Genomic DNA, 21,204 nt, shown 5'->3' with positions numbered 1-21,204 from the left:
TCAGGGAACGCGAAGCCGTCCGCGTCTGGCGCCGGAAAATTCCGGAACTTGAGACTTTGGGTGGTCGCCGCGCCCCCCGAGGACCGGCTGATTCGGGTCTAATCTAACCGCAGATGAATCCGACATCAAACGCGATTTGACAAAATCGAATCCGGCGGACTCGGCCTGCGACTCAGGGAGGATTTTCCCGGCTCTCAATGTGCGAAAATCGCCGGAACCGTGCAAGCCGGCCATATCGGCGGCGGCCCCGTTGCGATAGATTCGCGACTGTCGAAGGGGAGGGCACCTTCGACAGTCGCGCGCGCAATCGGCAGGACGGATATGGTCATCCGTGGCGGTTCCGCTCGGCTCCTGGCGAGGTTTGTTTCGGGGGGAAACGATGAGCGATTCATTTCGGGAAGTTATATCCGTCTCGTGGTTCGGGCGGATCAAGCGCGCGGTCGGCGGGATCATCGTCGGCCTGCTGCTGATCGTGCTGATGGTGGTCGGGTTGTTCTGGAACGAAGGCCGCGCGGTGCAGACGGCGCGCTCGCTGGCCGAAGGCGCCGGCGCCGTCGTCTCGGTGGACGCCGACAGCGTCGACGCCGGCAATGACGGCAGACTGGTGCACGTCAGTGGCCCGGTGACCGCGGACGGCGGTCTGTCGGACCCGGATTTCGGCATTGCCGCGCAGGGGCTGCGTCTGTCGCGCACCGTCGAGATGTATCAGTGGAAGGAACAGTCCAAATCCGAGACCACCAAGAAGCTTGGCGGTGGCGAGGAGACGCAAACCACCTACAGCTATTCGCGGGTGTGGGACAACAGCCAGATCGATTCGTCGGACTTCAAGAAGCCGGACGGCCATCAGAATCCGCCGATGGCGATCCACAGCCGCGCCTTCCAGATTCCACGGGGCAAGCTCGTCGCCTTCGATCTGGAAAAGCCGGTGCTGGACCGCATCGGCGGCGAGAGGGCGTACCCGCTGTCGGCGGATCAGTCGGCGCCGATAAGGGCCGCCTATACCGGGACGAGACCGCTCAGCATCGTCGATGGCAAGATCTATCTCGGCAGCGACAACACATCGCCAGCGCTGGGCGAATACCGCATCGGCTATCAATTGGCGCCGCTTGGCGTGGTCAGCATCGTGGCGCGTCAGGCCGGCAGCCGGTTCGAGCCATACCAGACGCAAGCGGGCGATGCGCTGCTGATGGTCGACACCGGCACGGTGCCGGCCGGCAAGATGTTCGCCGACGCGGTCAGCGCCAACACGCTGATCACCTGGCTACTGCGTGGTGCCGGCCTGCTGCTGCTGACCATCGGCTTTGCACTGTTCCTCGGCCCGATCGGCGTGATCCTCGACGTCATTCCGTTCCTCGGCAGCATGGCGCGGATGGGGACCGGCATCATCGCCTTCTTCCTGGCGATCCTAGTCGGCGCGACGACAATCGCGATTGCCTGGTTCTGGTACCGGCCGCTTCTGGCGGCGGGCATCCTGGCCGCCGGCGTCATCGCGGCGGCGGCGGTTTATTATCTCGGACGATCACGCAAGGCAGCACCAATGCCGAATAGCGCCGGCGCCAGCCAGATCCGCTGATGGGATTGCCGATGAGTTGTTTCGTGGCGGCTGATTCAGTGTAGACAAGGCGAATGTATTGGAGGCATCGATGTTACTGGCTCGCAATTTTGCGCCGTTGATGCGTGCGGTAGCATTCCTCTATGTGGTGCTGTTACCAGATTTATCTTTGACAGATGCCTCTGCGGGCGTGCTGGAAGCGCAGGCGGCCTTCAATGCTAAAAATTATGAGGAAGCGTTCAAGCAGTGGAAACCGTTGGCCGACGCCGGGAATTCGTCAGCGGAGTTCGGCTTAGGTATGTTGTATGGTCAGGGCCTGGGCGTCACGCAAGACAAGCAACAAGCAATATCTTTGTGGCGCAAGGCGGCGGAGCAGGGGAACGCCGACGCCGCCTTCTATCTCGGCTCGTGCTATCTGCTTGGCGAGGGTGTTGGAAAAGACGTTTCGGTCGCCGCGACTTGGATCCGCAGTGCGGCGGAGGCGGGGCAAGCGCAGGCCCAATATCAGTTAGGGAGTTTATACTGGCGAGGTGAGGGCGTGCCAGCCGATGACAAGCTGGCGTTTGCTTGGTGGCTCAAAGCTGCGCAGGCAGGCGTGGCAGAGTCACAGTACAATGTTGGATCGGCGTACAGCTCCGGCAGGGGCGTTGCCACAGATGACGCGCAGGCCGTGGCCTGGCAACTTAAGGCGGCGGAGCAGGGGAACGCCGACGCCCAATACGTGCTTGGTTACCGATATGTGCAAGGGCTGGGTGTCCCCAAGAGTGGTTCAGATGCAATTGAATGGTGGCTGAAGTCCGCCAATCAAGGCTACGTCAATGCCGAATTGGCCCTGGGGTATGCTTATGCCACAGGGCAAATAATACCGAGAGACATAGGATCAGCCGCAGCTTGGTGGGTAAAGGCGGCAAATCAAGAGAATGCAGACGCGCAGTTTAATCTCGGGCTCTTATATTACAATGGAATAAATGGAAATTCAGATTACGGGAAAGCGGTTCTCTGGTTTCGAAAGGCTGCGTCGAATGGAAATAACAAGGCAAAGAGACAGTTGGAACTTATGAAATCCAAAGGTCAAATCTAGCCTGGAAGAAGGGCGGCATGCCGCCCTTCTTCCTACATGCTATCGCACTTTACTTGCCGGCCGGCAGGCTTACCGGTCCTCGAAACCGGTCAGCACGCCGACGGCGTTGATGCCGATCTCCTCGACGGCATAGCCACCTTCCTGGACGAACAGCGTCGGCAGTCCGAGCCTGGCGATGCGCCGGCCGATCTTGGGATAGTCGGCGGATGTCAGCTTGAACTGGCTGATCGGGTCCTTCTCGAACGTGTCGACGCCGAGCGAGACGACGACGACATCCGGCGCATAGGCGGCAAGCCTGGCGCAGGCGTCCTCCAGCGATGCGTTCCAGGCGTCCCAGCCGGTGCCGAAGGGCATCGGATAGTTGATGTTGAAGCCTTCGCCTGCGCCCGCGCCGCGTTCATCGGCATGGCCGAGGAAGAACGGATATTCGACCATCGGATCGCCATGCAGGTTGAGAACCTGCACGTCGGCCCGGTCATAGAAGATCTCCTGGGTGCCGTTGCCGTGATGGTAGTCGACATCGAGGATGGAGACACGCTTGGCGCCCTGATCAAGGAACCATTGCGCGGCGACGGCGGCGTTGTTGATATAGCAGTAGCCGCCCATGAAGCTGGCGCCGGCATGGTGACCGGGCGGGCGGCAAAGCGCGAAGGCCGACCTCTCGCCGTCCTTGACCAAACCGGCGGCGCTCAGCGACACGTCATAGGAGGATTTGATCGCGGCCCAGGTCCCCGCGACGAAGGTGGCGCCGCCGTCGAAGGAATAGTAGCCGAGCAGGGCGTCGATGCGCTTTGGCGGCACGTCGCCACGCAGGCCGCGCGTCGGCCAGGTGAAGGGCATTGCCGTGCCCGTGTGGCCCTCAGCCGTCCATTGCGGCCAGACCGTCGGCAGGAAATCGATGTAGTCGGCCCTGTGGACGCGCTTGGCGGCGGCAAGATCGTGCTCGACCGGCGCGATGATCGGCCCGAGCTTCTCGCTTTCGACCCGCGCCTTGATGAACTCGGCACGCGAGGGCTTTTCGAAACCCGGCACGATGGCTGACGTGACGAGTTCCATCTGGCCGGCATGGCCGGCATGAAGCGGCGAATAGACAGTCTTCATAAAATTCCTCTCGAAGTGCGAAATCAGTCAAGATTGAGATAGGGGTTCACCAGAGCGAGCCACATGGTTTCCACATCGTCCTCGATGAGGTCGAACGTCTTGCGATCCTTTTTCAGCCCCACGAGCCGGCAGACGTGCCCGACCTCCATCATCACCACGCCGAGCCGGCTGGCGATCTTGTCTTCAAGGGCAGGGTTCACATGCTGCAGCCATGCGGCGTAGAGGGCGATGATCTGGTCGTCATATTCGTTCTGGATCGGCCTGAGGTCGGCATTGCCCGATATGGCCTCGATCACCGGCATCAGGGTGGCGTTATCGAGATAGAGCCTGGACGTGTCGGCGAAGAGCTTGCGCACTTCGCGCCGAAACTCTTCGCGGTTGGTGGGAGGGGGGACCTTGATGCGTTTCGCGATCACCTCGGGAAAGGACGACAGCCAGCGCCGCGCGAGGTCCAGAAGAATGGCTTCCTTGTTGGGAAAGTATTGGTAGACCGAACCGACCGACAAGCCCGCGCGCTGCGCAATGGCGAGCGTCGTCGGCGTCTTGGTTCCTTGCTCCCGCGTCAGGATCAACGCCGCGTCGAGAATCCGGTCGACCACCTTGCTCGACCGTTGTTGCCGCGGCTGCTTGCGTGGTTCGAGCGCTATCCTGTTTTTGCGGTCGAGACTGCGCTTCACTGCTTGATATCCCCGTTCCCCACCCGGTCTCAACACAAGCGGAGGATGCTGTCCACAATACATTCTAGATTCCGCATGTTGACAAACGCGAATAATTAGTCGCATTCTTTTATCCACGCTGTCTTCAGGGATAACAAGGGGAATTTCGAGGACAGCGCGCTGGCATCATTCTTTGTCCCATGGCACTGCTCCAGCGGAGCGGCGGTGGTTGGACGCGGAGTTGCCGGTCTCAGTCAGTCGTCAAAAGCGCGGAGTCGCGATGTCTGTCACGGATGCGGGTCACAATGCGGATCTGGTCGTCATCAATGGTCGTGTCCTGACCATGGATGCCGGCAATCCCACCGCCGAGGCCGTTGCCGTCAAGGACGGCGCCATCATCGCCATTGGCAGCCGCGCCGCCATCGAAGAGTTCAAGGGACCGGGGACCAGGGTTGTCGACGCCAAGGGCGGTTCGGTGCTCCCGGGGTTCATCGAAGCCCACATGCATCTCTTTTCGGGTGCGGCCGAGCTCGCCCATCTGCAGCTTTCGGGCGTCCACGGCTTCGAGGCGCTGCAGAAGGCGATCCGCGGCTACGCATCGACACATCCCGACGCGAAAATGCTTGTCGGACAGGGCGTCGACTATACCGTGCTCGGCGACGAGCGGGTGACGCGCCATCATCTCGACACGATCCTGCCGGACCGGCCCTTCGTCATGGCCGCGCCCGACCACCATACGATGTGGGCCAACACCAAGGCGCTGGACATGGCCGGCATCCTGCATGGTCGCGCGCTTGGCCCGGGCAACGAGATCGTCATGGGCGAGGACGGCCTGGCCGATGGCGAACTGCGCGAGGGCGAAGCCTTCGGCCCGGTGCTCGACCTTGCCGGCGAAAGCCGCGTGCGGCTGGGGCTGGCGACCGGCGGCGAGCCGGACCCGATGCCGTCGGCGGAAGAGCGCGCCTTCGACCGTGACATCATGCGGCGAGGGCTTGCCTGGTGCGCGCGCCACGGCATCACCTCGATCCAGAACATGGACGGCAATCTCTACCAGCTCGAACTGCTGGCCGAGATCGAGGCCGAGGAAGGCTTGCCCTGCCGCGTGCAGATACCGTTCCACTACAAGAATTTCATGACGCTCGACATGCTCGACAAGGCATCCGAGATGGCCGAACGCTTCGACAGCGAGTGGTTGTCATCGGGCATGGTCAAGGTGTTCTATGACGGGGTGCTGGATTCCTGGACGGCTGTCATGATCGAGCCATATGCCGACCGTCCCGACTGGGTCGGCGAGCCGCTGTTCACGCCGCAACAGTTCATCGACCTCGCCGTCGCCATCGACAAGCGCGGGCTGCAGATCGCGGTACATTCGATCGGCGACGGGGCGGTGCGTGCCGTGCTCGACGGCTACGAGGCGGCGCAAAAAGCCAACGGCAAGCGCGACAGCCGGCATCGCATCGAGCATATCGAGGTCACCACCACATCGGACGTGCCACGCTACGCCGAACTCGGCGTCATCGCTTCCATGCAGCCGCCGCATCCGCCCGGCGCCATGGATTTCCCGCTGGAGCCGACCGTGTCGCGCATCGGGCCGGCCCGCTGGCCGCTGAGCTATGCCTGGCGCACCTTGAAAAACGCCGGCACGCATGTCGTCTTCGCCTCGGACTGGCCGGTCTCGCCGATCGACCCGATCCTGGGCATCCAGGCGGCGATGCTGCGCAAACCCTGGGCAGAAAGCGATCCGGACCAGAGCTTCTCACTGCATGAATCGCTTGCGGCCTATACGGTCGAAGGCGCCTATGCGGAATTCGCCGAAGATCGCAAGGGCATGCTGAAGCCCGGCTACATGGCGGATCTGGTCGTCCTGTCGGCCGACATCGAGAAGACCGCGCCGGCAGACCTGCACAAGGTACGGCCGGCAACGACGATCTGCGGCGGGAAGGTTACCTATGAAGCCTGACCTTGGCATGGGCCTGCCAAGCCTGGAATGACTGACTGAACTGTGATTCAATGCCGGGCTTGCCAACCTACCGGCCATGTGTTCACATCCAACAGGGGAAGAGCTCCGCCAGCAAGAGCGGGGTCAACAGTGAGGCGTAATCGTGCCGGACAAACCGGATCGGAATGCGATTGAAGTAGTAAACGTCAGCAAAATTTTCGGATCGGGTGAGGGGCAGGTCGCTGCCCTCGACAGGGTTTCGGTATCCATCCGCGAGAACGAGTTCTTCACGCTGCTCGGACCGTCTGGCTGCGGCAAGACAACCTTGCTGCGGCTGATCGCCGGCTTCGACTTTCCAACCGCCGGCGAGATCCTGCTTTACGGGCAGGACATCGCGCCGCTGCCGCCCTTCAAGCGACCCGTCAACACCGTCTTCCAGTCCTATGCGCTGTTCCCGCACATGACGGTGGCCGACAATATCGGCTTCGGCCTGGAGATGCTGGGCAAGCCCAAGGCCGAGATCAAGGCGCGCGTCGCCGAGATGCTCAAGCTGGTCAAAATGGAGGCCCTGGCGGGCCGCCGCACAGGCCAGATTTCCGGCGGCCAGCAGCAGCGCGTGGCATTGGCCCGGGCGCTCGCGCCGCAGCCGAAAGTGCTGTTGCTCGACGAACCGCTCTCGGCGTTGGACTACAAGCTGCGCAAGGAGATGCAGATCGAGTTGAAGCGGCTGCAGCATGAGACCGGCATCACCTTCATCTTCGTCACCCATGACCAGGAAGAAGCGCTGACGATGTCGGACCGCATCGCGGTGATGTCGTCGGGCAAGATCCTGCAGGTCGGCTCGCCCTGGGACATTTACGACAAGCCGGCGGACCGTTTCGTCGCCGACTTCATCGGCGAAACCAACTTCCTCACCGCCGCCATATCGGGCATCGGCAATGGCAAGGCACGCGCGACGCTCAAATCGGGCACGACGATCGAAGCAACCGTTGCCGAAGGCTTCCAGCCCAAGGACAATGCCACCGTGGTGGTGCGGCCCGAGCACGCCAAGCTGACGAAGGACAAGGGCGAGCTGTCGGGCATGGTCGACAACATCGTCTATTTCGGCACCGACACGCATATTCATGTCCAGCTTGACAGCGGCGAGGCCTTTACCGTGCGCCAGCAGAATACGCGCAGCGCCGGCTGCGGTTTCGAGCGCGGCGACAAGGTCGGCATCATGATCGGCAACGACGCCGCGCAAGTGCTGAGGGACTGATGGCCACCGCGGAAGAAGTCGCCAAGGCGGCGGAACGGCGCGATGTCCGTGACCGCTGGCTCTTGTCAGCGCCGGCGCTGCTGGTCATTTTCCTGGCCGCGACCGGCCCGTTGCTGATCGTTCTCGTCTATTCCTTCCTGACGCCCGGCGCCTATGGCGACGTGAAATGGCAGTTCTCGTCCGACGCCTGGACGTCGGTGCTCCTGGAACGCGATATTTTCGACGATACGCTTTCGCTCGCGGCGGCGCATGTCACCATCTTCCTCCGCTCCATCAAGCTTGCCGTCGTGACGACGATCGCCACTTTGGCGCTTGGGTTCCCGACCGCCTATTTCATGGCGACACGCAGCGAAAAGACCCGCGACCTCTGGCTGTTCCTGATCACGATCCCGTTCTGGACCAACCTTCTGATCCGCACCTTCGCCGTACTGCAGATCATTCGCAACGAAGGCATCATCAACACGATCCTGTTGAAGCTCGGCATCGTCTCGGCGCCTGTCCAGATCCTCTACACCGACACGGCGATCCTGATCGGCATGGCCTATGTCTACCTGCCGCTGATGGTGCTGCCGATCTATGCCAGCATGGAGAAGCTCGATTTCCGGCTGGTCGAAGCCGGCTACGACCTCTACGCGACGCGTTTCCGGGTGCTGCGGCGCATCATCTTCCCGCTGGTCAAGCCGGGCGTCATCGCCGGTTCCATCCTCGTCTTCATTCCGGCCCTCGGCGCCTATGTGACGCCGAGCGTGCTCGGCGGCGGCAAGAACATGATGCTGTCCAACCTCATCGAATTGCAGTTCGGGCAGGGCCGCAACTGGCCGCTCGGCTCGGCGCTGTCGATCACCGTGATGATCATCGTCATGGTGGCGCTGCTTGCCTATGTGCGCAATGCCGGCAAGTCGGGGGTGCGTCATGGCTAGCAATTTCTCGATCAAGCACCAGCCGGGTTTCACCGCGATCGCGGCGACCTGCTTCGTCGTGCTTTACCTGCCGATCGCGGTGCTGGTGATCTATGCCTTCAATGCGGCAAGCTCGACGTCGGAATGGGGCGGCTTTTCGCTGAGATGGTTCCAGTCGGCATACCAGAACACGCAGGTCATCGACGCAACGCTGCGTTCCTTCCAGATCGGTTCCATCGCGGCGGTGCTGTCGACCATCTTCGCCACCATGGCGGCGCTCGCCACCACGCGCACCGCCTCCTATCCCGGCCTCACCTTCAAATATGCGGCGATCAACCAGCCGTTGATGGTACCCGAGATCGTCACCGGGGTGGCGCTGCTGATCTTCTTCTCGCGCATCAAGATCTTCACCGGCTATTCCGGCCTCGGTTACCTGATCGCCGCGCATACGGCGTTTTGCATTCCCTTCGCCTACCTGCCGATCCGGGCGCGGCTGGAGAATATGGACCTGACGCTGGAGCGTGCCGCCGCCGATCTCTACGCGACGCCGTGGAAGACCTTCCGCCGCATCACGCTGCCGCTGTTGTGGCCCGGCATCCTGGCCGGCCTGATGCTGGCTTTCGTCATCTCGCTCGACGACGTCGTTATCACCGAGTTCGTCAAATCGGGCGGTCAGGACACGCTGCCGACCTACATGCTCGGCCAGATCCGCCGCGGCATCACACCCGAGATCAACGCGATATCGACCGCCTTCCTGCTGCTTTCGGTCGCGATCGTCACGTTGTTTTTCTTCGTCAGCAGGAAACGAGACTGAAACCGACAATGGGAGTTAAAACCATGAACTGGAAGACAACAGCAACCGCCATGGGGTTGGCGTTGCTCGCTTCGACGGGCCTCGCCCGCGCCGACGGCGTGCTCAACATCTACAATTGGGGCAACTACACCAGCCCTGACGTAATCAAGAAGTTTGAAGCCAAGTACAACGTCAAGGTCACGATCACCGACTACGATTCGAACGACACCGCGCTCGCCAAGGTCCGCCAGGGCGGCACCGGCTTCGACATCGCCGTGCCCTCGCAGACCTACGTGCCGATCTGGATCAAGGAAGGGCTTGTGCTCGAAACCGACCCGGGCAAGATGGAGAACTTCAAGAACGTGGCGCCGGAATGGGCCAATCCAGATTTCGATCCCGGCCGCAAATATTCGGTGCCGTGGGCGCTGGGCACGGTGGGCGTCGTCGTCAACACCGATGCCTACAAGGGACCGGCCGACAGCTGGGGCATCATCTTCAACACGCCCGACGAGCTGAAGGGCAAGGTCAACGTCGTTCCCGAGATGAATGACGTCATCTTCGCCGCGATCAAATATGTCGGTGGCCAGCAGTGCACCGACGACAAGGCGGTGCTGAAGAAGGTGCGTGACACGCTCGTCGCGGCCAAGCCGAACTGGATCGCCATGGAATACAACACCATCGAGAAGATGGGCGCCGGCGACTTCAAGGCCACCAGCGACTGGAACGGCTCTGCGCTGCGCCAGCGGCTGGCCAATCCGGCCATCCACTACAATTATCCGAAGGAAGGCTACGGCCTGTGGAGCGACAACGTCGTCGTTCTCAAGGAAGCCAAGAATGTCGACAACGCCAAGCTGTTCCAGAACTTCATCATGGATCCGGAAAACGCAGCCGGTCTCTCGGCCTTCCACCGCTACGCCAATGCCATCACCGGCTCGGACAAATACATGCCGGCCGACATGAAGGATGCGCCGGAAGTCGTCATTCCGGCCGCCGCGAAGCCACAGGGCGAATTCCAGAAGATGTGTGCGCCTGAAATCCAGGACATCTACACCAAGATCTGGACCGAACTGCAGAAGTAAGCGCTGCATGACGGACCCGGCGGCACACGCCGCCGGGTCCTTTCTTTTCCGGAAATGGCCTCTCATGAATTCCTATCGCAACAGCGATCCGCGGCCGCCGATCATGCAGGGCTCGCCGCCCGCCATGGTGCCGCCAAAGCTCGACTGGGACCGGCCGCCATGGAACCGCTGGACCTTCCAGCACATCAGGGAAATCCTGCCGACCGCCGAAGTCTGGCGCGGCAATGGTCACCGCCATCGCCTCGAACGCGCCGAAGTCGATCTCGACGGGCTGACGGTCGAAGACAGCGAGGGCAGGCCTTCGACGCTCGCGGGGTTGCTGGACGAGACCTATACGGATGGCTTCCTGGTGCTCAAGGACGGCAAGGTCGCCTATGAGTGCTATTTCAATGGCATGGACGAGCGCACGCTGCATCTGTCGCAGTCGATGGCCAAATCGATCACCGGCGCGGTGTTCGGCATATTGGCCGGGCGCGGACTGATCGATCCCACCCGGTCGGTCACGGATTATCTGCCGGAGCTTGGCGCCACGGGCTGGGCCGGCGCCAGCGTCCAGCACGTGCTCGACATGACGACGGGCGTGCGCTTTTCCGAGGACTATACGGACCGCTATTCCGAGATCGGCCAGGTCGATGTCGCCGCCGGCTGGAAGCCGGTACCGCCTGGCAGCGATCCGGACTTCCGCTGGCCATCGCACATGTTCGAGCTGATCCTCGGCTTGAAAGACACGGTCCGTCCGCACGGAGCAAAGTTCGAGTACCGCTCGATAGAGACCGACGTGCTCGCCTTCATCATGGAGCGGGTGACCGGCAAGCGGCTGGCGCAGCTGGTTTCGGAAGAGCTCTGGCAAAAGCTTGGTGTCGATGAAAGCGCCTGCTTCACCGTCGACGGCGCCGGCTATGCGCTCGCCGATGGTGGCTTCAACGCCACGCTTCGCGACTATGGCCGCTTCGGCCAGATGATCCTCGACAATGGGGGCGGCATCGTGCCGGCCGTCTGGATCGAGGCGACGCGCAACGGTAGGCATGGCCCGGATTTCTCCGCCAGCATGCCGGAGGGCAGTTACCGCAACCAGTTCTGGATCGAGAATCCCAGCTCGCGCGCGCTGATGTGCCGGGGCGTGTTCGGACAGATGATCCATATCGACTGGAATACAGGAATGGTCGTGGTGAAGCTTTCGACCTGGCCGGATTTCAGCAATCTCGCCTATTCCATGGCAACGCTGAAGGCCGTGCACGCGATCGCCGCCGCCCTGCGCTGAGCCCCACAAGAAACGACCTGGAAGGAAAACGCCATGACCGGCAAGACCGCGTTCGAGACCCGCTACGGCTTCCGCCGCAACGAGGTGCTGCTCGCCAACTGGCGTGAAAATCCGTTCAACCGATGGTCGTTCCAGAACCTCGGCGAACTGGTTCCGACCGCGCGTGTCACCGCAATGCCTGGTGCCGCCGAGGAGCCGGTGCGAGACCTCGGCGGCCTGCTGGGCGAGAAAGTTTCGGTCGCCTGCGCGCCGGAGACCGTGCACGAATTCCTCGTGCGTTCCAGCACCGACGCGCTGACGGTGATGAAGAGCGGCAAGACCGTCGGCGACTGGCTCGCGCCGCATATGGATTTCGGTGCCCGTCACATCATCTTCTCGATCAGCAAGTCGGTGACCGCCATCATCGCCGGCATACTGGAAGGCGAGGGTGCTTTCGATCCGGAAGCGCCGGTAACGCAATACATCCCGGAGGCCACCGGCTCGGCCTATGGCGAGGCCAGCGTGCGGCATGTGCTCGACATGAGCGTCAGCCTCGATTTCGAGGAGGCCTATCTCGATCCGGAAAGCGCCTTCGCACGCTATCGCCGCGCCACGCTATGGAACCCGGGCGGCGGCACGGAAAGCCTGCGCGAATTCATCCTGACCCTGCAGCGGCTTGCCGAGCCACATGGTCAGACCTTCCGCTACCGTTCGCCCAATTCCGACCTGCTCGGCCTGCTGCTTGAACGCGCTTCCGGCCGGCGCTTCGCCGACCTGATGCGCGACAGGCTGTGGCTGCCGCTGGGGGCCGTCAGCGAAGCGTCGATCGGCGTCGACATGGAAGGCACGGCGCGCACCGCCGGCGGCATTTCGGTGACGCCGCGCGACCTGGCGCGCATCGGCGAGATGATGCGGCAGGGCGGCACCGCCAATGGCCGGCGCATTGTGCCGGAAGCCTGGGTGCGTGACACGGTCGCGACCGGAGGCAGTTCGGAAGCCTGGCAGCGCGGTGCGATGCTGCCGCTTTTTCCGCAGGGCCGTTATCGCAACAAATGGTACCAGTCGGGCAAGCCGAGCGGCGCCTATTGCGGCATCGGCATCCATGGCCAGTGGCTCTATGTCGACCCGAAGGCGGAAGTGGTCATTGCCAAGATGTCGTCGCAGCCGGTACCGGTCGATGACCCGCTTGATCTCGAAATCGTCGCTTTCTTCGAGGCGCTGACGCGATTGGTCTGAGCCGTTAGGCGCGGTCAGCTGCCGCATGGTTTCTTGTGGACCGCCTGCGACGGTTGAAAACGTCGCGGTTGGCGGGGCATGCATCTGCGCCTATGGTCGCCGCTCTTTTCGACGACAGCAGGAACGACATGGCATCCGACATCAAGCGCATCGCAGCCATCATCGCAGCCGAGATCAAGGCGCGGCCCGAACAGGCGGCCGCGGCGATCGAACTGCTCGACGAGGGCGCGACGGTGCCCTTCGTGGCGCGCTACCGCAAGGAGGTAACGGGCGGGCTGGACGACACGCAACTGCGCGACCTTGCCGAGCGGCTCGCCTACCTGCGCGAACTCGACGCCCGCCGCGACACCATCCTCGGCTCGATCCGCGAACAGGGCAAGCTGACGGAGGAACTCGAAGCCAAGATTGCCGCCGCTGCTACCAAGGCGGAACTCGAGGACATCTATCTGCCCTACAAGCCGAAACGCCGCACCAAGGCTGAGATCGCCAGGGAGCGTGGGCTGGGGCCGTTGGCGCAGGCTATTCTTGCCGATCGCTCGCTGGTGCCCGCCGAGGCGGCGCTGGCCTATGTCACCGGGGAGGTGGCCGACGCCAAGGCGGCGCTCGAAGGCGCCCGCGACATCCTCTCGGAGCAGTTCGCCGAGAATGCCGATCTGGTCGGCAAGCTGCGCGGCTACATGAAGGAACGCGCCTTCTTGCGGGCCAGGGTGGTCGACGGCAAGCAGGAGGCCGGCGCGAAATTCTCCGACTATTTCGACCATGTCGAGCGCTGGGCAAATGTGCCAAGCCACCGCGCGCTCGCCATGCTGCGCGGCCGCAACGAAGAGGTGCTGTCGCTCGACATCGAGGTCGATGCCGACGATGCTTCGCCGGTGAAGCCGGTCGAACGGATGATCGCCAATGCCTACGCGATCGGCGGCAGCCTGCCGGGCGACCGTTGGCTGATGGACGTCGCGGGTTGGACATGGCGCATAAAACTGTCGCTGCACCTGACGCTTGATTTGATGCGCGATCTGCGCGAGCGGGCCGAGGAAGAGGCGATCCATGTCTTTGCCCGCAATCTCAAGGATCTGCTGCTGGCGGCTCCCGCCGGCTCGCGGCCGACGATGGGGCTCGATCCCGGCATCCGCACCGGCGTCAAGGTGGCGGTGGTGGACGGCACCGGCAAGCTGGTGGCGACGACGACGGTCTATCCGTTCCCGCCGCGGAACGATGTGCGCGGCACGCAGACGGAACTCGCCGCGCTGGTCCGCCTGCACAAGGTGGAGCTGATTTCGATCGGCAACGGTACCGGCAGTCGCGAAACGGAAAAGCTGGTGGCGGACATGCTGTCCGACATGCCCGCCGGCTCAGGCCCCAAGCCGCTCAAGGTGATCGTCAGCGAGGCAGGTGCCTCGGTCTATTCGGCATCGGCGACGGCGGCGGCCGAATTCCCCGGTCTTGACGTATCGTTGCGCGGCGCGGTGTCGATCGCGCGGCGGCTGCAGGATCCGCTGGCCGAACTGGTCAAGATCGAACCGAAGTCGATCGGCGTCGGCCAGTACCAGCACGATGTCGACCAGTACCGGCTTGGGCGTTCGCTGGAAGCGGTGGTCGAGGATGCGGTCAATGCCGTTGGTGTCGATCTCAACACGGCTTCGGCACCGCTCTTGGCGCGCGTTTCAGGTCTTGGCGCGTCGCTCGCCGACGCTATCGTCGCGCACCGCGACGCGACGGGACCGTTCGCCAGCCGCAAGGATCTGCTCAAGGTGTCCCGCCTGGGACCGCGCGCCTTCGAGCAATGCGCCGGCTTCCTGCGCATTCCGAACGGCAGCGAGCCGCTCGACGCCTCGGCGGTGCATCCCGAAGCCTATGGCGTGGCCAAGAAGATCGTGGCCGCCTGCGGGCGCGATGTGCGCGCATTGATGGGCGACAGCGCCGCACTCAAGGCGCTCGATCCGCGCGTCTTCGTCGACGAGCGTTTCGGCCTGCCGACGGTCCGCGACATCCTGGCCGAGCTGGAAAAACCCGGCCGCGACCCGCGCCCCGGCTTCAAAACCGCGACCTTCGCCGACGGCATCGACGACATCAAGGATTTGAAGCCCGGCATGCTGCTGGAGGGCACCGTGACCAATGTCGCGGCCTTCGGCGCCTTCGTCGATATCGGCGTGCACCAGGACGGGCTGGTGCATGTCTCGCAGCTGGCCGACCGGTTCATCAAGGACGCGCATGAGGTGGTCAAGGCCGGCGATGTGGTCAAGGTGCGCGTCGTCGATGTCGACATCAAGCGCAAGCGCATCGGGCTCTCCATGCGCAAGGACGGCGGCGAGGGCGGCGGATCGAAAGGCGGGTCGCGTGACAATTGCGGCGGCAGGCCGGCGCCGCGCTCGCCAGCACCCCAGCGCCAGCCCGAGCGGCCGGCCCAGCAAGGCGCATTCGGCGCGGCGCTAGCGGACGCGCTGAAGCGCAAGTAGCTACCACGCCAGAACAGCCGGCTCCTTATCAAGCTGGGCCAGCAGCCAGTCGCGAAAACTCGCGACCGGCGGATAGCCGCGCTTGTCGTGGGGGACAACGAGGTAATAGGCGCTGCGGCTTTGCATGGGCTGGCCGGGCGCGGGCACCAACTGGCCGCGCTGCAATTCGCCGGCGATGAGCAGCAGCGGCAACAGCGCCACGCCGAGCCCCGCCATGCAGGCCTGGGCGGCGGTGCCGAACTGTTCGAACTGCATGCCGGGGCCCGTCGGCGCGCTCAGGCCCTGGTGCTCGAACCATTCGGTCCAGGCGCCGGGGCGCGTCGCCATGTGCAGCAGCGGCAGGCGGCCGATATCGGCCGGCGAGGCGATGGCGCGGCCGGCGAGGAATTCGGGCGAGGCCACCGGCGCCACCGTCTCGCGCACCAGGAGCGTGGAGTCGGCCTCCGGCCAGTCAGGCAGGCCGTAGTGGATGGCGGCATCCAGCCTCTCCCGGGCGAAGTCGAAGCGGCCGACGCGGGTGGCGAAGTTGATGGTGATGTCGGGATTGTTCTCGACGAAATCAGGGATCATCGGCATCAGCCAGCGCGTGCCGAAGGTCGGCAATATGGCGAGGTTCAGGATGCCACTATGCCGATTGCTCATCAATCCCAAGGCGGCGTCGCGCAATTGCCCGAGGGCGGCACGCACCGCCTCGGCATAGATTTCGCCCGCAGCCGAGAGCCGCACATTGCGGCTGTCGCGCTCGAACAGCCGGCGGCCGAACTGGTCTTCCAGCAGCCTGATCTGCCGGCTGACAGCGCCCTGGGTCAGGTCCAGCTCCTGCGCGGCGGCGGTGAAACTGCCAAGACGGGCGACGGCCTCGAAGGCCGCAAGGGCACCGATGTTCGGCAAAAGGCGACGCTGGACACTCATGATCTATTCCTAACGCTCATTGATCGATGAAGCAATTTCGTTTGATTTTTTCAGGCCGCGGGCCGATAAGCCGGGCTTCACTTGTTTGAGGATCGAGAAGCCATGGCCGCCGACAAGAATGCATTCGTCTGGGAAGACCCGTTCCTGATCGAGGACCAGCTTTCGGAAGACGAGCGCATGGTGCGCGACGGTGCCGCGGCCTTCGCCGCCGACAAGCTGGCGCCGCGCATCGAGGACGCCTACCTCAACGAGACCTTCGATACCGCGATCTTCCGCGAAATGGGTGATGCCGGGCTACTCGGCATCAACATTCCAGAAGAATTCGGCGGGCTCGGCGCCAACTATGTCACCTACGGACTGGTCGCGCGCGAAGTCGAGCGCGTCGATTCCGGCTATCGCTCGATGATGTCGGTGCAGTCGTCGCTGGTGATGTATCCGATCCATGCCTATGGCTCGGACGCACAGCGCAAGAAATATCTGCCCAAGCTCGCCAGCGGCGAGTGGATCGGCTGTTTCGGCCTGACCGAGCCGGATGCTGGCTCCGATCCTGGCGGCATGAAGACCCGCGCCGAGAAGACCGCCAACGGCTACAGGATTTCCGGCTCCAAGATGTGGATTTCCAATGCGCCGGTCGCCGACGTGTTCGTCGTCTGGGCGAAGTTGAAGGGCGAGAACGGCAAGGACGAAATCCGTGGCTTCGTGCTGGAGAAGGGCATGAAGGGGCTTTCGGCGCCCAAGATTGGCGGCAAGCTGTCGCTGCGCGCCTCGATCACCGGCGAGGTGGTGATGGAAGGCGTCGAGGTCGGCGAAGACGCGCTGCTGCCCAATGTCTCCGGGCTGAAGGGCCCGTTCGGCTGCCTCAACCGGGCCCGGTTCGGCATTTCCTGGGGCTCGATGGGTGCGGCGGAAGATTGCTGGCACCGCGCGCGCCAGTATGGCCTGGACCGCAAGCAGTTCGGCAAGCCACTCGCCGGCACGCAGCTTTTCCAGAAGAAACTCGCCGACATGCAGACCGAGATCGCGCTCGGGCTGCAGGCATCCTTGCGCGTCGGGCGCCTGCTCGACGAAGGCAAGATGGCGCCGGAGATGATCTCGATCGTCAAGCGCAACAATTGCGGCAAGGCGCTCGACATCGCCCGCCAGGCCCGCGACATGCATGGCGGCAACGGCATCCAGATCGGCTATCACGTCATGCGCCACGCGCAGAACCTGGAGACGGTGAACACCTATGAAGGCACGCACGACGTGCACGCGCTGATCCTGGGACGGGCGCAGACGGGGATACAGGCGTTCTTCTGAGACGGGCAGCGCCATAAAGGCAATTCGCACCTGAATGGATTGCTGATCGCGTTACTACTGCGCGATTGAGAACCGCCTTCCCCCACTCCGTCTCGGCTTCGCCGAGCCACCTCTCCCCCCTCCGGAGGGAGAGGAAGGGGGCCAGTTTGGGATAGGTTCGCGCCCTTCCTCTACCCCGTCGATCGGGGGAGAGGTGGCTCGGCGAAGCCGAGACGGAGTGGGGGTCGACCTGCTCGGGAGACGAAAGAAGGCGTTCGATTGGGTGCACCGCAACATCCGCTTGGAGATCGGCTGCTATCTGTGTCAGGGTCTAGCGTTCGTTTGAAACGCCGATCTCCGGGGTCCCATGGCAATTCTGGCAGCCGTCTACCACCTGACCCACTACAAATACGACCGGCCGGTGGTTCTCGGTCCTCAGATCATCAGGCTGCAGCCGGCGCCGCATTCCCGCACCAAGGTGCTCAGCCATTCGCTCAAGGTCGAGCCGGCAAACCATTTCGTCAATCTGCAGCAGGACCCCTACGGCAACTTCCTCGCCCGCTTCGTCTTTCCCGAGCCGGTGAGCGAACTGAAGATCGAGGTCGACCTCGTCGCCGACATGACAGTCTACAATCCGTTCGACTTCTTCGTCGAGCCGTCGGCCGAGACCTTCCCGTTCGAATATCCTGAAGAGATCAGGGACGATCTCGCCATCTACCGGACACCGGAGCCGGCGGGGCCGCTGCTCTCGGCCTTCCTGAGAACCATCGACCGCAGTGCGCCCAATACGGTCAACTTCCTCGTCGACCTCAACGCCCGCCTGCAGCGCGAGATCGCCTACATCGTGCGCATGGAGACCGGCGTCTTCTCGCCGGAGGAAACGCTGGCCGCAGGCAAGGGTTCGTGCCGCGATTCGAGCTGGCTGCTGGTGCAGATCCTGCGCAATCTCGGCATCGCCGCGCGCTTCGTGTCGGGCTATCTGATCCAGCTCAAGCCCGACCTCGTCGCGCTCGATGGTCCGGCCGGCACGACGGTCGATTTCACCGATCTGCACGCCTGGTGCGAGGTCTATCTTCCGGGCGCCGGCTGGATCGGCTTCGATCCGACCTCCGGCCTGCTGACCGGCGAAAGCCATGTGCCGCTGGCGGCGACACCGCATTTCCGCAACGCCGCCCCGATTTCGGGCATGGCGAGCTTCGCCAATGTCGAGTTCGGCTTCGACATGCGGGTCGACCGCATCGCAGAGCATCCGCGCATCACCAGGCCGTTTTCGGACGAGAGCTGGCAGGCGCTCGACGCGCTGGGCAACAAGGTCGATGCCGTGTTGAAGACGCAGGATGTGCGGCTGACCATGGGCGGCGAGCCGACCTTCGTGTCGATCGACGATTTCGAATCGGCCGAGTGGAACACCGCAGCCGTCGGGCCAACCAAACGCGAAAAGGCCGATGCGCTGATCCGACGGCTGCGCGGGCGTTTCGCGCCGGGCGGCTTTCTCCACTACGGCCAGGGCAAGTGGTATCCAGGCGAGAGCCTGCCGCGCTGGACCTTCTCGCTCTACTGGCGCGCCGATGGCCAGCCGGTGTGGAGCGACCCGTCGCTGATCGCGCGCGAGAAGAGCGACGCCAAGGTCGGGCCTCGGCAGGCGGAAAGCCTGCTCACGGCAATCGCCGGTGAGCTCGGCATCGACAGGTCCATGGTCAGCGAAGCCTATGAGGATCCGGCCGAATGGCTGCTCAAGGAAGGCAAGCTGCCCGACAATGTCGATCCGTCCAACTCAAGGCTGGAGGATCCGGAGGAACGCAGCCGCATGGCGCGCGTGTTCGAGCGCGGGCTGACCAAACCGTCGGGCTATGTGCTGCCGGTGCAGCGTTGGAACAGCCAGGCATCGGAACCGCGCTGGCGTTCGGAGAGATGGACGACGCGGCGCGGCCGCCTGTTCCTGGTGCCGGGCGATTCACCGGTCGGCTATCGCTTGCCGCTGGGCACGCTGCCCTATGTGCCGCCGGCACAGTTTCCCTACATCGTGCCGGTCGATCCGTCGCTGCCGCGCGGGCCGCTGCCGGCGCGCGAGGCGATCCTGCCCGGTGCGGCTCCAGCCGAACGCGAAGGCGCCGACGAAATGGCGCGCCGCCAGCAGGCGGCATCCTTCACCGCTGTAAGTGGCCAGCAGGACCGGGTCGAGCAGGAGATCACCGAGATCGGCGGCGCGGTGCGCACGGCGCTTTCGGTCGAGCCACGCGACGGGCGTCTGTGCGTGTTCATGCCGCCGGTCGAGGCGCTGGAAGACTATCTCGAACTGGTTGCGGCGGCCGAGAACGCGGCAAAGGCAATAGGGCTTCCCGTGCATATCGAAGGCTATGGCCCGCCGCATGATCCGCGCCTCAACGTCATCCGCGTCGCGCCCGATCCCGGTGTCATCGAGGTCAACATTCATCCGGCTTCCAACTGGCAGGATTGCGTGGCGACGACGACGGCGATCTACGAGGAAGCGCGGCAGACGCGGCTTGGCGCCGACAAGTTCATGATCGATGGCCGCCACACCGGCACCGGCGGCGGCAATCATGTCGTTGTCGGCGGCGCGACGCCCAACGACAGCCCGTTCCTGCGCCGTCCGGACCTGCTGAAGAGCCTGGTTCTGCAATGGCAGCGGCATCCTTCGCTGTCCTACCTGTTCTCGGGCCTGTTCATCGGGCCGACCAGCCAGGCGCCGCGTTTCGACGAAGCGCGCCATGACTCTCTCTATGAGCTTGAGATCGCGATGGCGCAGGTGCCGCATCCGGACCAGGGTGCCGCACCCTTGCCGTGGCTGGTCGACCGGCTGTTCCGCAACCTTTTGACCGACGTCACGGGGAATACGCACCGCTCGGAAATCTGCATCGACAAGCTGTTCTCGCCGGATGGGCCGACCGGCCGGCTGGGGCTGGTGGAATTCCGCGGCTTCGAAATGCCGCCCAATGCGCGCATGTCGCTGGCGCAGCAATTGTTGGTGCGCGCCATCATCGCCCACGCCTGGCAAAACCCGCTCGACGGCCGCTTCGTGCGCTGGGGCACGTCACTGCATGACCGCTTCATGCTGCCGCACTATGTCTGGGCCGATTTCCTCGACGTGCTCGACGACCTCAAGCTCAACGGTTTCGAGTTCCGGCCCGAATGGTTCGACGCCCAGCTCGAATTCCGCTTCCCGTTCTGTGGCGAGGTCCGCCATGCCGGCATCAAACTGGAGCTGCGCCAGGCGCTGGAGCCCTGGCATGTCATGGGCGAACAGGGCGCCATCGGCGGCACCGTGCGCTTCGTCGATTCCTCGGTGGAGCGGCTGCAAGTCAAGACCGAAGGGCTGAACCCCGAGCGTCATGCGATCGTCTGCAACGGCCGCCTCGTGCCGATGAAGGTCACCGACAACAGGGAGGTCGCGGTGGCCGGTGTACGGTTCAAGGCGTGGCAGCCGGCTTCCGGCCTGCATCCGGCGCTGCCGGTCAACACGCCGCTGGTGTTCGACATTTACGACCGCTGGTCGGGCAGGGCGCTTGGCGGCTGCGTCTACCATGTCGCGCATCCGGGCGGGCGCAACTACGATACGTTCCCGGTCAACGGCAACGAGGCCGAGGCCCGGCGGCTCGCCCGCTTCGAACCGCGCGGCCACACGCCATCCGGCTATGTGCTGCGCGAGGAACAACCGGCACAAGATTTCCCGATGACCCTTGACCTTCGGCGCCCGCCAAGACTGTGA

Annotated in this window: 15 protein-coding genes; 12 read left to right on the top strand and 3 right to left on the bottom strand. The window is 63.7% G+C overall.

What is annotated here, in order from left to right:
- Window positions 1–379 precede the first annotated feature (379 nt).
- Together FJ930_RS04515 and FJ930_RS04510 are read left to right on the top strand one after the other, a co-directional pair.
- The gene (locus tag FJ930_RS04515; RefSeq protein ID WP_181763279.1) at window positions 380–1,573 is read left to right on the top strand and encodes a TMEM43 family protein; all 1,194 of its coding nucleotides are present in this window, start codon (window positions 380–382) and stop codon (window positions 1,571–1,573) included.
- Between the two features lie 70 nt (window positions 1,574–1,643).
- Window positions 1,644–2,633, top strand: a complete 990-nt coding sequence (locus tag FJ930_RS04510; RefSeq protein WP_141835253.1) for a tetratricopeptide repeat protein — start codon at window positions 1,644–1,646, stop codon at window positions 2,631–2,633.
- Between the two features lie 69 nt (window positions 2,634–2,702).
- Here the strand turns inward: FJ930_RS04510 and FJ930_RS04505 are convergent, their stop codons facing one another.
- Both FJ930_RS04505 and FJ930_RS04500 read right to left on the bottom strand, forming a co-directional pair.
- Window positions 2,703–3,734, bottom strand: coding sequence for a histone deacetylase family protein (locus tag FJ930_RS04505; protein WP_141835251.1), 1,032 nt, complete (start codon window positions 3,732–3,734; stop codon window positions 2,703–2,705).
- Window positions 3,735–3,757: 23 nt separating this feature from the next.
- Window positions 3,758–4,411 carry a TetR/AcrR family transcriptional regulator gene (locus FJ930_RS04500; protein ID WP_141835248.1) on the bottom strand — a complete coding sequence of 218 codons (654 nt, stop codon included), beginning with the start codon at window positions 4,409–4,411 and terminating at the stop codon, window positions 3,758–3,760.
- A 259-nt stretch (window positions 4,412–4,670) separates the two neighbouring features.
- On the opposite strand from FJ930_RS04500, the gene FJ930_RS04495 reads away from it, so the two are divergent.
- The 8 genes from FJ930_RS04495 (at window position 4,671) to FJ930_RS04460 (ending at window position 15,287) form a co-directional block, all read left to right on the top strand.
- On the top strand, window positions 4,671–6,350 hold the full coding sequence (locus FJ930_RS04495; RefSeq protein ID WP_141835245.1) for an amidohydrolase: 1,680 nt from the start codon (window positions 4,671–4,673) through the stop codon (window positions 6,348–6,350).
- Between the two features lie 142 nt (window positions 6,351–6,492).
- On the top strand, window positions 6,493–7,587 hold the full coding sequence (locus tag FJ930_RS04490) for an ABC transporter ATP-binding protein (RefSeq protein ID WP_140742129.1): 1,095 nt from the start codon (window positions 6,493–6,495) through the stop codon (window positions 7,585–7,587).
- Window positions 7,587–8,507 carry an ABC transporter permease gene (locus FJ930_RS04485; protein ID WP_140742131.1) on the top strand — a complete coding sequence of 307 codons (921 nt, stop codon included), beginning with the start codon at window positions 7,587–7,589 and terminating at the stop codon, window positions 8,505–8,507. Before FJ930_RS04490 ends, FJ930_RS04485 begins: the two co-directional genes overlap by 1 nt.
- On the top strand, window positions 8,500–9,300 hold the full coding sequence (locus tag FJ930_RS04480) for an ABC transporter permease (protein ID WP_140742133.1): 801 nt from the start codon (window positions 8,500–8,502) through the stop codon (window positions 9,298–9,300). The genes FJ930_RS04485 and FJ930_RS04480 overlap by 8 nt, the downstream gene beginning before the upstream one ends.
- Window positions 9,301–9,323: 23 nt before the next feature.
- Window positions 9,324–10,358 carry an extracellular solute-binding protein gene (locus FJ930_RS04475; RefSeq protein WP_013529817.1) on the top strand — a complete coding sequence of 345 codons (1,035 nt, stop codon included), beginning with the start codon at window positions 9,324–9,326 and terminating at the stop codon, window positions 10,356–10,358.
- A gap of 64 nt (window positions 10,359–10,422) precedes the next feature.
- Window positions 10,423–11,619 carry a serine hydrolase gene (locus tag FJ930_RS04470; RefSeq protein ID WP_141835243.1) on the top strand — a complete coding sequence of 399 codons (1,197 nt, stop codon included), beginning with the start codon at window positions 10,423–10,425 and terminating at the stop codon, window positions 11,617–11,619.
- Between the two features lie 33 nt (window positions 11,620–11,652).
- Window positions 11,653–12,834, top strand: coding sequence for a serine hydrolase (locus FJ930_RS04465; protein ID WP_141835240.1), 1,182 nt, complete (start codon window positions 11,653–11,655; stop codon window positions 12,832–12,834).
- A gap of 128 nt (window positions 12,835–12,962) precedes the next feature.
- The gene (locus FJ930_RS04460) at window positions 12,963–15,287 is read left to right on the top strand and encodes a Tex family protein (RefSeq protein ID WP_141835237.1); all 2,325 of its coding nucleotides are present in this window, start codon (window positions 12,963–12,965) and stop codon (window positions 15,285–15,287) included.
- Here FJ930_RS04460 and FJ930_RS04455 read toward each other — a convergent pair whose 3' ends face one another.
- Window positions 15,288–16,199: a LysR family transcriptional regulator gene (locus FJ930_RS04455; protein WP_141835234.1), complete on the bottom strand. Its 912-nt coding sequence runs from the start codon at window positions 16,197–16,199 to the stop codon at window positions 15,288–15,290.
- Between the two features lie 102 nt (window positions 16,200–16,301).
- Here FJ930_RS04455 and FJ930_RS04450 point away from each other — a divergent pair, with 102 nt between their 5' ends.
- A complete protein-coding gene (locus FJ930_RS04450) occupies window positions 16,302–17,498 on the top strand; it encodes an acyl-CoA dehydrogenase (protein ID WP_141835231.1) in 1,197 nt (398 codons plus the stop codon).
- 346 nt (window positions 17,499–17,844) lie between these two features.
- On the top strand, window positions 17,845–21,204 hold the full coding sequence (locus FJ930_RS04445) for a transglutaminase family protein (protein ID WP_141835228.1): 3,360 nt from the start codon (window positions 17,845–17,847) through the stop codon (window positions 21,202–21,204).

Source organism: Mesorhizobium sp. B2-4-15 (genome assembly GCF_006658505.1).
Taxonomy (GTDB): Bacteria; Pseudomonadota; Alphaproteobacteria; order Rhizobiales; family Rhizobiaceae; genus Mesorhizobium.
Note: the sequence above shows the minus strand (reverse complement) of the source record. Positions and strands in the feature narration are given on the sequence as shown.

Excerpts from the sequence above, each read along its gene's own strand:
- FJ930_RS04480 (WP_140742133.1), top strand. The coding sequence starts at position 8,500 with ATGGCTAGCAATTTCTCGATCAAGCACCAGCCGGGTTTCACCGCGATC.
- FJ930_RS04470 (WP_141835243.1), top strand. The coding sequence starts at position 10,423 with ATGAATTCCTATCGCAACAGCGATCCGCGGCCGCCGATCATGCAGGGC.
- FJ930_RS04510 (WP_141835253.1), top strand. The coding sequence starts at position 1,644 with ATGTTACTGGCTCGCAATTTTGCGCCGTTGATGCGTGCGGTAGCATTC.
- FJ930_RS04505 (WP_141835251.1), bottom strand. The coding sequence starts at position 3,734 with ATGAAGACTGTCTATTCGCCGCTTCATGCCGGCCATGCCGGCCAGATG.
- FJ930_RS04445 (WP_141835228.1), top strand. The coding sequence starts at position 17,845 with ATGGCAATTCTGGCAGCCGTCTACCACCTGACCCACTACAAATACGAC.
- FJ930_RS04455 (WP_141835234.1), bottom strand. The coding sequence starts at position 16,199 with ATGAGTGTCCAGCGTCGCCTTTTGCCGAACATCGGTGCCCTTGCGGCC.
- FJ930_RS04515 (WP_181763279.1), top strand. The coding sequence starts at position 380 with ATGAGCGATTCATTTCGGGAAGTTATATCCGTCTCGTGGTTCGGGCGG.
- FJ930_RS04475 (WP_013529817.1), top strand. The coding sequence starts at position 9,324 with ATGAACTGGAAGACAACAGCAACCGCCATGGGGTTGGCGTTGCTCGCT.
- FJ930_RS04485 (WP_140742131.1), top strand. The coding sequence starts at position 7,587 with ATGGCCACCGCGGAAGAAGTCGCCAAGGCGGCGGAACGGCGCGATGTC.
- FJ930_RS04460 (WP_141835237.1), top strand. The coding sequence starts at position 12,963 with ATGGCATCCGACATCAAGCGCATCGCAGCCATCATCGCAGCCGAGATC.
- FJ930_RS04450 (WP_141835231.1), top strand. The coding sequence starts at position 16,302 with ATGGCCGCCGACAAGAATGCATTCGTCTGGGAAGACCCGTTCCTGATC.
- FJ930_RS04465 (WP_141835240.1), top strand. The coding sequence starts at position 11,653 with ATGACCGGCAAGACCGCGTTCGAGACCCGCTACGGCTTCCGCCGCAAC.
- FJ930_RS04495 (WP_141835245.1), top strand. The coding sequence starts at position 4,671 with ATGTCTGTCACGGATGCGGGTCACAATGCGGATCTGGTCGTCATCAAT.